General features: G+C 74.3%; 14 protein-coding genes and 1 other RNA gene. 7 read left to right on the forward strand and 8 right to left on the reverse strand.

Annotated elements, in window-relative coordinates:
* Positions 1-117: 117 nt before the first annotated feature.
* Both ACFVFS_RS27345 and rnpB read left to right on the forward strand, forming a co-directional pair.
* Positions 118-1632 (forward strand): MFS transporter, encoded by a 1515-nt coding sequence (locus ACFVFS_RS27345; protein ID WP_380627361.1) that lies wholly within the window; start codon positions 118-120, stop codon positions 1630-1632.
* A gap of 13 nt (positions 1633-1645) precedes the next feature.
* Positions 1646-2044, forward strand: an RNA gene (rnpB, locus tag ACFVFS_RS27350) — RNase P RNA component class A.
* Between the two features lie 70 nt (positions 2045-2114).
* Here rnpB and ACFVFS_RS27355 read toward each other — a convergent pair.
* Positions 2115-2372, reverse strand: coding sequence for a Prokaryotic metallothionein (locus ACFVFS_RS27355; RefSeq protein WP_376084335.1), 258 nt, complete (start codon positions 2370-2372; stop codon positions 2115-2117).
* A gap of 132 nt (positions 2373-2504) precedes the next feature.
* Complete coding sequence (locus ACFVFS_RS27360; protein WP_380627362.1) at positions 2505-2912, reverse strand: ACT domain-containing protein; 408 nt, start codon at positions 2910-2912, stop codon at positions 2505-2507.
* 180 nt (positions 2913-3092) lie between these two features.
* Here ACFVFS_RS27360 and ACFVFS_RS27365 point away from each other — a divergent pair, with 180 nt between their 5' ends.
* The gene (locus ACFVFS_RS27365; RefSeq protein ID WP_380627363.1) at positions 3093-3752 is read left to right on the forward strand and encodes a PadR family transcriptional regulator; all 660 of its coding nucleotides are present in this window, start codon (positions 3093-3095) and stop codon (positions 3750-3752) included.
* 67 nt (positions 3753-3819) lie between these two features.
* On the opposite strand, the gene ACFVFS_RS27370 is transcribed toward ACFVFS_RS27365, so the two are convergent.
* Together ACFVFS_RS27370 and ACFVFS_RS27375 are read right to left on the reverse strand one after the other, a co-directional pair.
* Positions 3820-4017, reverse strand: coding sequence for a hypothetical protein (locus tag ACFVFS_RS27370; RefSeq protein ID WP_380627364.1), 198 nt, complete (start codon positions 4015-4017; stop codon positions 3820-3822).
* Between the two features lie 29 nt (positions 4018-4046).
* The gene (locus tag ACFVFS_RS27375; protein WP_344336388.1) at positions 4047-4277 is read right to left on the reverse strand and encodes a hypothetical protein; all 231 of its coding nucleotides are present in this window, start codon (positions 4275-4277) and stop codon (positions 4047-4049) included.
* A gap of 412 nt (positions 4278-4689) precedes the next feature.
* On the opposite strand from ACFVFS_RS27375, the gene ACFVFS_RS27380 reads away from it, so the two are divergent.
* The gene (locus ACFVFS_RS27380) at positions 4690-5391 is read left to right on the forward strand and encodes a bifunctional DNA primase/polymerase (RefSeq protein WP_380627365.1); all 702 of its coding nucleotides are present in this window, start codon (positions 4690-4692) and stop codon (positions 5389-5391) included.
* Positions 5392-5433: 42 nt separating this feature from the next.
* Here the strand turns inward: ACFVFS_RS27380 and map are convergent, their stop codons facing one another.
* Positions 5434-6279: a type I methionyl aminopeptidase gene (map, locus tag ACFVFS_RS27385; RefSeq protein ID WP_380627366.1), complete on the reverse strand. Its 846-nt coding sequence runs from the start codon at positions 6277-6279 to the stop codon at positions 5434-5436.
* 157 nt (positions 6280-6436) lie between these two features.
* On the opposite strand from map, the gene ACFVFS_RS27390 reads away from it, so the two are divergent.
* Positions 6437-6670: a hypothetical protein gene (locus tag ACFVFS_RS27390; protein WP_380627367.1), complete on the forward strand. Its 234-nt coding sequence runs from the start codon at positions 6437-6439 to the stop codon at positions 6668-6670.
* Between the two features lie 4 nt (positions 6671-6674).
* On the opposite strand, the gene ACFVFS_RS27395 is transcribed toward ACFVFS_RS27390, so the two are convergent.
* Positions 6675-8036 carry an MFS transporter gene (locus ACFVFS_RS27395; RefSeq protein ID WP_380627368.1) on the reverse strand — a complete coding sequence of 454 codons (1362 nt, stop codon included), beginning with the start codon at positions 8034-8036 and terminating at the stop codon, positions 6675-6677.
* Between the two features lie 85 nt (positions 8037-8121).
* Positions 8122-8802: a hypothetical protein gene (locus ACFVFS_RS27400; protein ID WP_380627369.1), complete on the reverse strand. Its 681-nt coding sequence runs from the start codon at positions 8800-8802 to the stop codon at positions 8122-8124.
* Between the two features lie 46 nt (positions 8803-8848).
* Here ACFVFS_RS27400 and npdG point away from each other — a divergent pair, with 46 nt between their 5' ends.
* Both npdG and ACFVFS_RS27410 read left to right on the forward strand, forming a co-directional pair.
* Positions 8849-9541, forward strand: a complete 693-nt coding sequence (gene npdG, locus ACFVFS_RS27405) for an NADPH-dependent F420 reductase (protein ID WP_380627370.1) — start codon at positions 8849-8851, stop codon at positions 9539-9541.
* 95 nt (positions 9542-9636) lie between these two features.
* Positions 9637-9822: a hypothetical protein gene (locus ACFVFS_RS27410; protein WP_380295165.1), complete on the forward strand. Its 186-nt coding sequence runs from the start codon at positions 9637-9639 to the stop codon at positions 9820-9822.
* Between the two features lie 9 nt (positions 9823-9831).
* Here ACFVFS_RS27410 and ACFVFS_RS27415 read toward each other — a convergent pair whose 3' ends face one another.
* On the reverse strand, positions 9832-10647 hold the full coding sequence (locus ACFVFS_RS27415) for a site-2 protease family protein (RefSeq protein ID WP_380627371.1): 816 nt from the start codon (positions 10645-10647) through the stop codon (positions 9832-9834).
* Between the last annotated feature and the right edge of the window lie 34 nt (positions 10648-10681).

Genomic DNA, 10681 nt, shown 5'->3' on the forward strand with positions numbered 1-10681 from the left:
GCCTCGGGGCGGGCGCCCGGCGTGCGGGCGGGTGGCGGGCTCGTGAGGGCCGGCCCCGCCACCCGGACGGGCCGCTTCGTCACCGCCCGACGCCCGGCCCAGTGGGAGGATCGACCCGTGCCCGAAGCGACCCCCGCGACCCCCGCGAGTCCGCCGTCCCCCGGCCCCGGTCCCGACCGGCGCCGCCGGCAGCTGATCCTGGCGATCTGCTGCCTGAGCCTGTTCATCGTCGGGCTCGACAACACCGTGGTGAACATCGCCCTCCCGCAGATCCAGCGGGACCTGGACGCCCCCGCCTCCGGCCTGCAGTGGATCATCGACGCCTACACCCTGGTACTGGCCTCGCTGCTGATGCTGTTCGGCTCGCTGGCCGACCGCTTCGGCCGCCGCCGGGTGTTCCAGACCGGCCTGCTGGTGTTCGTGCTCGGCTCGCTGCTCTGCAGCCTGGCGCCCGGCCTGGGGTGGCTGGTGGCGTTCCGGGCGGTGCAGGCGGTCGGCGGCTCGATGCTCAACCCGGTGGCGATGTCGATCATCACCAACACCTTCACCGAGCCGCGCGAGCGCGCCCGGGCGATCGGTGTCTGGGGCGGTGTGGTCGGCATCTCGATGGCGCTCGGACCGCTGCTCGGCGGCTTCCTGGTGCACGCCGCCGGCTGGCCGGCGATCTTCCTGATCAACGTTCCGGTCGGCCTGCTGGCCTGCCTGCTGACCGCCCGCTACGTCCCCGAGTCGCGCGCGCCGCGGGCCCGCCGGCTGGACCCGGTGGGCCAGCTGCTGATGATGGTGCTGCTCGGCTGCGGCACCGGCGCGATCATCGAGGGCCCGGCGAACGGCTGGACCTCCCCGCTGATCCTCGGCCTCGCCGCGGCGGCGCTCGCCGCGCTGGTCGCCTTCCCGCTGTGGGAGCGGCGGGTCGCCGAGCCGCTGGTCGACCCGCGGTTCTTCCGCAGCGCGCCGTTCACCGGCGCCACCGTGACGGCCGTCTGCGCCTTCGCCTCGCTCGGCGGCTTCCTCTTCCTGAACACCCTCTACCTCCAGGACGTCCGCGGCTACAGCCCGGTGGAGGCCGGCCTGTGGACGCTGCCGATGGCCGGGATGATGCTGGTCTGCGCGCCGGTCTCGGGCCGGATCGTCGGCGCCCGGGGCCCGCGGGTGCCGCTGGTGCTGGCCGGCCTCGGCCTGGTCGCCAGCGGCCTGCTGCTCACCCGGCTGGCGGCGGACTCCCCGCCGGGCCTGCTGCTGGCCGCGTACGGGCTGTTCGGCTTCGGCTTCGGCTTCGTGAACGCGCCGATCACCAACGCCGCCGTCTCCGGCATGCCGCGCGCCCAGGCGGGGGTGGCCGCGGCCGTCGCCTCCACCAGCCGACAGGTCGGCCAGTCGCTCGGCGTCGCGGTGATCGGCACCGTCGTCACCTCGGCGGTGGTCGGCACGGTCGCCGCCGGCTTCTCCCAGGCCAGCCACGCGGGCTGGTACATCGTGGCGGGCCTGGGCGCCACGATCGGCCTCCTCGGCCTGGTCACCACCTCCGACTGGGGCACCGCCACCGCCACCCGGGTGGCCGCCCGCCTCGGCGGCGACCCGCCCCTCACCCGCCCCGGGGTTCGGGAGGCCCCGCCCGAGCGGCTACCATGACCACTACGGCGGAAGAGCCGGCCGGGCGGTCGCGACGGGTCCTCAGGGCCCGCCGAGGAACGTCCGGGCTCCACAGAGCAGGGTGGTGGGTAACGCCCACCCGGGGTGACCCGCGGGACAGTGCCACAGAAAACAGACCGCCCGCCGCTTCGGCGACGGGTAAGGGTGAAACGGTGGTGTAAGAGACCACCAGCGACCGGGGTGACTCGGCCGGCTCGGTAAACCCCACCTGGAGCAAGGTCAAGATCGGCGCCTCACGGTGCCGTGCGCGGATGCCTGAGGGCTGCTCGCCCGAGTCCGCGGGTAGACCGCACGAGGCTGTCGGCAACGGCAGCCCTAGATGGATGGCCGCCTCCCCGGCTCGCGCAAGCGGCCCGGGAGACAAAACCCGGCGTACAGGCCGACTCTTCCGTCGCCGATCTGAACGAAGGCCCTCCGACCTGCGAAACAGCGGGTCGGAGGGCCTTCGTCGTGGTGCCGGATCACCCCGGGTGGGTGCCGACGGCGTCGCGGACCTGGTCGCCGAGGCCGCCGCTGACGCGGGCGCAGTGGGCGCCGCAGAAGAACATGCCGGCGACCTCGACGCCGTGGCCGACGATCCGGACGGTGCACTGCTCGCAGCGCGGCGCGAGCTTCTCCATCGCGCACTCGAAGCTGTCGAAGGTGTAGACGTCGCCGGTGATCGTCTTGATCTCGAAGGCGAGCCAGTAGTCGTTGCCGCAGGTGACGCAGATGGCCATGGCGGCGCACTTCCTTCCGGGCGGAGGGGAGGGGAGGGGCGGGAGGGGCCGGGCGCGGGTGCCCGGCCCCTCCAGTCTCCGGGGCGCCCGGCGGGGCGGCCACCCGGCGGGCCCGTCCGGTCAGCCGTCCGGTCAGCCGTCGGCGGCGGCGCGGGCGGAGAGGTCCTCCAGGGCCCGGACGGCCCGGTCGGCGTCGGCGGCGGCGACGAAGAGGTGGTCGTGGTGGAAGCCGGCCATCAGGTTGCAGCTGATCCCGTCCTCGGCCAGCCGGGTGGCGACGGCGGCGGTCAGGCCGACGGCCTCCAGCGCCGAGTGGACCCGCAGGGTGATCCAGGCGGCGACGTACGCGTAGCGCAGGCCCAGCGCGTCGGCCTCCTCCTGGGCGACCACCACCGTCACCCCCTCGGGTTCGGCGACCGTGGCCACCGGCCGCAGTCCGGCGGGCACCTTGGTGGGCAGCGTGCAGTAGACGTACCGCCCCGGGTTGAGCTGGGGGCGCAGGTCGCGCAGCAGTGTCGCGAGGTCTCGTTCTCCGGCCATGCCCCGCACCGTATCGGCCGGGCGCCGGGCAGTGGTGGACGGTGTATCGGTGAGCGTTGACGGTCGACAGTCACCGATATATCGTCGAGATATCGGGACAGTGACTCGACTGTCCCGGACGATCGTCTGGTGAACGGACTAGGGGCCGCCTCGGAGCGGCCCGATCGGGAGGTGGGTGCGATGCGCCCAGGACGATTCCGTGGAGAGGGAGGTCCCGGCGGCTGCCGCCCGGGGCCGGAGTTCGTCGGGATGCCCGGCGAGCGCTACGAGGGCCGGGGGGCGTTCGGCCCCTTCGGGCCGCCGCCGTTCGGCGGCGGGCCGGGTGGGCGGCCGGGCCCGCCGTGGGCCCGGGGCGGCTTCGGCGGTCCGCCGCCGTGGGTCCGTGGGCGGCGCGGTGGGCGGGCCCGGCGCGGGGACGTGCGGGCCTCGCTGCTGGCGCTGCTGAGGGAGCGGCCGATGCACGGCTACGAGATGATCGCCGAGATCGCCGAGCGGTCCGGCGGGGCGTGGCGGCCGAGCCCCGGTTCGGTCTACCCGACCCTCCAGCTGCTGGAGGAGGAGGGCCTGGTCACGGCCGAGGAGACCGGCGGCAAGCGGCTGGTCTCGCTCACCGAGGCGGGCCGCACCGAGGCCGAGGCCGGGCCGGACGAGCCGTGGGCCGAGGCGGGCCAGGAGGTCGACTGGGCCGCGGTCCAGGAGGTCGGCCAGGCGCTCGGCGCCGTGGAGAACGCCGTCCGGCAGGTCATGGCGACGGGCAGCGAGGCGCAGCGGGCCAAGGGCCTCGAGGTGCTCAACGAGACCCGTAAGAAGCTGTACCTGATCCTCGCCGAGGACGCCTGACCGGTGGCGGACGCCTGGCCGGTACCGGCACCGGTACCGGCCACGGCGAGGTCCGGGGTGCTGCTGCTCAGGGGCGGACGGCGAACAGCGCCACGCACGCGAGCAGCAGCACCGTCCAGCCGAACCAGAGCCAGCCGTTGGAGCCGAGCACCGCGCTGTAGGCGCTGACCACCACCAGCAGGCCGGCCGTGACCGCGGCCACCTGCCGGTTGTGGTGCGCCGCGGCCTGGGCCCGGGTCCTGGGGTGCCGTACGGTTCTCGCCATCGCCGTCCTCCCGCGAAGGGAGGCGGCCGTCACCCGGAGGCGCGGGCGGTGGCCGCCTCGTCGTACTCGTAGCGCCAGTACCAGCGGGCGCCCCGCTGCTGCTTGGCCCGGACGTACACCAGTGTGCGCGCCGGGGTGTCCCCGTGCGAAGGGACCGGCACGGTGTACTTCTTGGGCACGCCGTACATCGGCCCCAGCGGGATGGGGAGGATCCGGCCGTCCAGGGGGCCGCCGACGAATTCGGTGTCCGCGCTCTTCACCCCACCAGGGTCTCACCCCGCCGCGGTGTGCCGCGGCGGAGGAGGCGGTGTGGGGGGCGGGTGGCCGGGGTGTGACCGGAGAGGCACCGCCCCCGGTCATCCACAGGGCCCGCGCACCCTTATCCTTCCTGTTACGCCCTCGGGGTCCACCCGGGTCAGCGGGCCCGTACGGGCCGGGCGAGGCGCACCTCCACGTGCCCGCCAGGCCGCCGAGCCGCAGCCGTCGTGCCGCAGTGACTCCGTACCGTGACCCCGGCGTCGGCCGTCCGGCAACCCCGGCTCCGGCCGGCAGGGCGCGGGACTGCAGGGCAGAGCACCACCCGGGAAGCAGCGGGGGGCGCCGTGCGTTGCGTCGGAGTGGTACGTCGAACGCTGTGTCACACCAGGCACGGCAATGCGCGGAAGGGGCCCGATGGAATCCGGCGGCAGGTGGACGGCCTGGTGGCAGAAGCGTGATCGTGAGCGGGGACGGTCGGCGGCCGCGGACAGCCCCGCCGCCAGACTGGACCAGCTGCTCGGCGCGGTCCGCGCCGGGTTCCCGCTCGCCCCCGCCGCGCATCCGGCCGGCTACCGCTGTTCCTGTGACCGGGTGGCCTGTCCGGCTCCCGCCCAGCACCCGGTCTCCTTCGCCTGGCAGACCCAGGCCACCACCGATCCCGAGCAGCTCGCCCGCTGGATCTCCCGCGATCCGCAGGCCAACTTCATCACCGCCACCGGCCGCGTCCACGACGTGCTGGACGTGCCGGCCGAGGCCGGGCGGCTCGCCCTGGAGCGGCTGGCCGCGCTCGGCGTCGAGGGCCCGGTGGCCGCCGTCGGCGAGGACCGCTACCTCTTCTTCACCGCCACCCGGGGCACCCCGGTGGACGAGGACGAGTGGTGGCCGAGCGCCCTGGACTCCACGCCGGACACCATGTCCGAGCACCCGGGGCTGCGCTGGCACTGCCGCGGCTCGTACACCCTGCTGCCGCCGGCCGCGCTGCCGGACGGCTCCGAGGTGCGGTGGCTGCGCGGGCCCGAGCAGCCGCTGCCCGACCCGCTGCGCGTGCTGGACGTGCTGACCGACGCCTGTACCGAGGTGGGCGCCGTCGCCGAGGAGCAGTGGCTCATCGGGTGACGGCGCCCGTCGGCCCGGCCGCGGCTACGGCTACGGCTACGGCTACGGCAGGGTGAGGATCTCCGCGCCGTCCGCCGTGACGACCAGCGTGTGCTCGAACTGGGCGGTGCGCTTGCGGTCCTTGGTGACCACGGTCCAGCCGTCCGGCCAGATCTCGTAGTCGTAGGTGCCCAGGGTCAGCATCGGCTCGATGGTGAACGTCATGCCCGGCTTGATCACCTCGGTCGCCCGCTCGCTGTCGTAGTGCGGGACGATCAGGCCGGAGTGGAACGACGTGTTGATGCCGTGGCCGGTGAAGTCCCGCACCACGCCGTAGTCGAACCGCTTGGCGTAGGACTCGATGACCCGGCCGATGACGTTGATCCGGCGGCCGGGCTTGACCGCCTTGATCGCCCGGTCGAGCGATTCCCGGGTCCGCTCGACCAGCAGCCGGGACTCCTCGTCCACGTCGCCGACCGGGTAGGTGGCGTTGAGGTCGCCGTGCACCCCGTGGATGTACGCGGTGGCGTCGATGTTGACGATGTCACCGTCCTGGAGGACGGTCGAGTCCGGGATGCCGTGGCAGATGACCTCGTTGATCGAGGTGCAGACCGACTTGGGGAAGCCCCGGTAGCCGAGGTCGGACGGGTAGGCGCCGTGGTCGCACATGTACGTGTGGGCGACCGCGTCCAGCGCGTCCGTGGTGACGCCGGGCGCGATCAGCTTGGCCGCCTCGGCCATCGCCCGGGCGGCGATCCCACCGGCGATCCGCATCTTCTCGACGGTCTCGGCGGTCTGCACCTCGGGCCCGGTGTACGGCGCCGGGGCGGGCCGTCCGACGTACTCGGGCCGCGCGATGTGCGCCGGGACCTTGCGGGTGGGGGACTGGATGCCGGGAACGAGTGCCATGGCGGCGAGTCTAGTTGGCGGGGCCCGCACGCCGTGGCCGGGCGCCGTGGCCGGCCGCCGTGCCCGGGGCGGGTGTGCGGACGGCCCCGTCGCGGGGAATGATCGGGGCGACGCGGGGAACGCGAGCCGCGACCGCCGACACGGAGGTGACCACACCATGCCCCTGGGATTCCGTCGCAACAAGCCGACCGGCCGGCCCGGCGAGTGGTTCTACTGCATCAAGCACGGCAAGGTCGAGGAGGGGCCGGAGTGCCCGGCGAAGGACCGCCTCGGCCCGTACGCCACCCGAGAGGAGGCGGCGCACGCGCTGGAGACCGCCGAGCTGCGCAACCGGGAGTGGACGAACGACCCGCGCTGGACCGACAGGCCGGACGGCGCGCCCGGCGAGTAGCGGGTCAGGACGCGCCCGCCGCCTGCTCCGCCGCCGCCCCTTCGGCGGCCTCGCGCTCCGCCGCCGCCCGCTCGTGCTCCGCGCGGACGGCGGCCGCGTGCGGATCGGTGCGGTCGTCGTAGGAGAGCAGCCGCGGCAGCGCGGTGGCCAGCGCCAGCACGCCCACCACGCAGGCGACGCCGCCGACCCACACCGAGGCCCGGACGCCGACCAGCCCGGCCATGCCGCCCGCCCGGACCTGGCCGAGCTGCGGCCCGACCGAGTAGCTGAGCAGCTCGACCCCGGCCATTCGGCCGCGCAGCCCGTCCGGGATCGACTGGTTCCACAGCGTGGAGCGGGCGAGGCCGCTGATCTCGTCGGCGCCCCCGGCCAGTGCCAGGCAGAGCAGTACCCACCAGACCGAGCCGGACAGCCCGGCCAGTGCGATCGCCGCGCCCCAGCCGACCGCGGCGGCCAGCAGCAGCCGGCCGTGCCGGTGGATCCGGGACGCCCAGCCGCTGGTGACCGAGACCAGCAGGGCGCCGGCCGCCGAGGCGGCGTACATCGGGCCGAGCGCCCAGTCGGCGTGCAACTCGGCGGCCAGGAAGGGGAAGATCGCCACCGGGAAGGCGAACAGCATCGCGCACAGGTCGATCGCGTAGGTGCCCAGCAGGTCCTTGCGGCTCCACGCGTACCGGATCCCGGTGAGCACCGCCTGCGCCGACGGCTTGTCGGCGCCGGTCGGCGGCGGGACGGCGCGGATCCGGGCGAGCAGCAGCAGCGAGGCGCCGAAGGTGGCGACGTCCAGCGCGTACGCGGTCTTCACCCCGGCGAAGGTCACCACGACGCCCGCCAGCGCCGGTCCGGCCACCGAACCGACGTTGCGGTAGAGGGAGTTGAGGGCGAAGGCGGCGGCCAGCTGGTCGTGCCGCACGACCCGGGGGGTGAGGGCGTCCAGCGACGGCCGCTGCAGGCCGTCGGCGGCGGCGACCAGCGCGGCCACCAGGTAGACGGGCCACAGCACGGGCGTCGGCAGCAGGGCGTTGACCAGCAGCAGCACGCTGAGCAGGCCGAGGCCGGCCTCGGCGAACAGCACCAGGCGGCGGCGGTCCAGGGCGTCGGCGAGGGCGCCGCCCCAGAGGCCGAAGACGATCAGCGGGACCAGCTCGAAGGCGCCGACCAGGCCGACCGCGAAGGACGAGCCGGTCAACTCCTTGATCTGCAGCGGTACGGCGACGTACGTGAGGAAGCTGCCGAAGCTGGTCACACAGCCGGAGAGCCAGAGCAGGCGGAAGTCCCGGGAGGAGCGCCAGGGCGAGAGATCGGGGGTGACCGCGCGCAGCAGGGAGTTCGCCCGACCGGTCGGGGGCGGGTCGGCGTTGTTCACGAGCGACCATCCTGCGGCGGCGTCCGGCCGGCCCGCAACGGATTTTCCCTCCGCCCGCTCCCTCCGCCCGCTCCCTCCGCCCGCCCTACCAGCGGCTGGCCGTCGGCCCCGCCGTGAGCAGCGCCACCAGCCGGTCCAGCACCGGGCGCCGCCCGGGCCGCTCCCCGGCGGCGGCGCTGAGCAGGTGCTGGGCCAGGTCGAACGGCTCCTCCTCGGCCGTGCCCACGGCCAGCCGCCGGTGCGCCAGCCCGGCCAGGTCGGTGAGCCCGGTGATCCCGGCGCGCCCGGCGGGTGCGGCCGGACCGTTCGACCCGGCGGCACCGTCCGGTCCGACACCGTCCGGCCCGGCACCGTCCGGCCCGGCACCGTCCAGCGCCAGCACCGCCGCGCCGTGCCGGCGGGCGTCGTGCACCCGCTCCAGCAGCGTCGCCCCGGCCGCCGTCGGCGCGACCACCAGCACGGTCGCCCCGCGCCCGGCCTCCGTCAACAGCCCCAGGCCGTGCGCCAGATGGGCAGGCGCCTGCGCCGGGACCCGGTGCCGCAACAGGGTCGGGGCCAGCCGGGGCACGTCCGACCAGGCGGCCTCGTCCTTCAGATGGGCGGCCAGGTGCCAGGGCTCGTACGCCTCGGTGCCGACCAGCAGCAGGTCGCCCGCGCCGCGCCGGGAGACCGCCCGCCGCAGCTCACCGGCGAAGCCGCCGACGGTCTCCAGCCAGCCGGTTCCGGTCAGTTGTTCCCGTAGTGCCGAAACTCTCACCGCGTCCATGGCCGACAGGATGACGCGGAGGGGCGGCAGTTGGCAGGATCGGCCCATGACTTCCCTCGATTCAGCGACAAACCCGGCCCATGAGCTGCCGGACGTCTCACAGCTCGTGGTCGGTGTCCTCGGCGGCACCGGCGACCAGGGGCGGGGGCTGGCCCTGCGGCTGGCCAAGGCAGGCCAGCAGGTGATCATCGGCTCGCGCGACGCCGCCCGCGCGCAGGCCTCGGCGGACGCGATCGGCCACGGCGTGCGCGGCGCCGACAACTCCGCCACCGCTCGCGAGAGCGACATCGTGATCGTCGCCGTGCCCTGGGACGGCCACGGCGCCACGCTCAGCGCCCTCCGCGAGGAACTGGCCGGCAAGATCGTGGTGGACTGCGTCAACCCGCTGGGCTTCGACAAGCAGGGCGCCTACGCGCTCGTCCCGGAGGAGGGCAGCGCCGCCCAGCAGGCCGCCGCCCTGCTGCCGGACTCCCGGGTGACCGCCGCCTTCCACCACCTGTCGGCGGTGCTGCTGCAGGACGAGTCGATCGAGCGGATCGACACCGACGTGATGGTGCTCGGCGAGGAGCGGGCCGCCACCGACATCGTGCAGGCGCTGGCCGGGCGGATCCCCGGGATGCGCGGCGTCTTCGCGGGCCGGCTGCGCAACGCGCACCAGGTGGAGTCGCTGGTGGCGAACCTCATCTCGGTCAACCGCCGCTACAAGGCCCACGCCGGCCTGCGGATCACCGACGTCTGATCACTGACGCGCCGACCTCACCCCTGGACCCGGTCCGGAGGTGAGGTCGGCGACAATGGGGGCCGTCCGTCCACCGGCCCCAGGAGTCAGCAGCCATGCCCCGCACGTCCGTCCTCGCCTCGATCGTCGCCGTTCTCGCCCTGGCCGCCGCCGTGGTCTCGCTGGTGCAGGGCTGGTGGCTCGGCCTGATCTGGCTGCCGATGGCGGGCATCGCCAGCAACGTGCTCTGGATGAACGTGCGCCGCGAGAAGCTGGCCCGGGCGGCCGCCGAGCAGTCCTGACCTGCCCGGTCAGTCCTTCCAGAACGTGAACAGCTCGTGGCCCACCTGCGGGTAGGCGCGGTCGACGCCCAGCAGGTCCATCACGCCGTACACGGCCTCGAAGAACCAGTGGTTCACCTCCGGCTGCCAGAGCAGCGCGAAGACGGCCAGCATGCCGTACGGCGCGAACGGCTCGATCGCCCGCCGGGTCTTGAGCGACAGCCACGGCTCGACGATCCCGTAGCCGTCCAGGCCGGGCACCGGCAGCAGGTTGAGCAGGGTCGCGCTCAGCTGCAGCATGCCGAGGAAGCCCAGCGCCAGCGCGAACGGCGAGACGTTCAGCTCGTAGCCGTTCCAGACCGCGTGCACCGCCGGGTCGTCCAGCCAGCCCGCGCCGACCGGGACCAGCAGCAGCACGGCGGCGAGCAGGTTCACCAGCGGACCGGCGGCCGAGATCAGGCTGTGCTTGAGCCGCCCGTGCACCCGGTGCCGCTCGATCCAGACCGCGCCGCCGGGCAGGCCGATGCCGCCGAGCAGCACGAAGACGATCGGCAGCACGAAGCTGAGCAGCGCGTTGGCGTACTTGAACGGGTTGAGGGTCAGGTAGCCCTTGGCGCCGACGCTGATGTCGCCGCCGTGCAGCGCGGTCCGCGCGTGCGCGTACTCGTGCAGGCAGAGCGAGACCATCCAGCCGGCCACCACGAACAGGAAGACGCCGAAGCGGGCGTTGCCGTATCCCTGGTAGACCGCCACGGCGGAGGTGACGAGGATCGCGAGCAGCGCCCAGAACACCGGACTGATCCGGCGGTCCTCGCTGCGGGAGCGCTGCGTGGCGGCGAAGGTCATGGTGTGGGTGCTCCGGTGGTCGGGGTCGCATGGG

This window comes from Kitasatospora sp. NPDC057692 (genome assembly GCF_042799475.1).
Lineage (GTDB): Bacteria > Actinomycetota > Actinomycetes > Streptomycetales > Streptomycetaceae > Kitasatospora.

Coding starts and splice junctions, on each gene's coding strand:
- map (WP_380627366.1), bottom strand. CDS start 6,279: ATGGCACTCGTTCCCGGCATCCAGTCCCCCACCCGCAAGGTCCCGGCG.
- ACFVFS_RS27365 (WP_380627363.1), top strand. CDS start 3,093: ATGCGCCCAGGACGATTCCGTGGAGAGGGAGGTCCCGGCGGCTGCCGC.
- npdG (WP_380627370.1), top strand. CDS start 8,849: ATGACTTCCCTCGATTCAGCGACAAACCCGGCCCATGAGCTGCCGGAC.
- ACFVFS_RS27400 (WP_380627369.1), bottom strand. CDS start 8,802: ATGGACGCGGTGAGAGTTTCGGCACTACGGGAACAACTGACCGGAACC.
- ACFVFS_RS27355 (WP_376084335.1), bottom strand. CDS start 2,372: ATGGCCATCTGCGTCACCTGCGGCAACGACTACTGGCTCGCCTTCGAG.
- ACFVFS_RS27415 (WP_380627371.1), bottom strand. CDS start 10,647: ATGACCTTCGCCGCCACGCAGCGCTCCCGCAGCGAGGACCGCCGGATC.
- ACFVFS_RS27370 (WP_380627364.1), bottom strand. CDS start 4,017: ATGGCGAGAACCGTACGGCACCCCAGGACCCGGGCCCAGGCCGCGGCG.
- ACFVFS_RS27390 (WP_380627367.1), top strand. CDS start 6,437: ATGCCCCTGGGATTCCGTCGCAACAAGCCGACCGGCCGGCCCGGCGAG.
- ACFVFS_RS27360 (WP_380627362.1), bottom strand. CDS start 2,912: ATGGCCGGAGAACGAGACCTCGCGACACTGCTGCGCGACCTGCGCCCC.
- ACFVFS_RS27410 (WP_380295165.1), top strand. CDS start 9,637: ATGCCCCGCACGTCCGTCCTCGCCTCGATCGTCGCCGTTCTCGCCCTG.
- ACFVFS_RS27380 (WP_380627365.1), top strand. CDS start 4,690: ATGGAATCCGGCGGCAGGTGGACGGCCTGGTGGCAGAAGCGTGATCGT.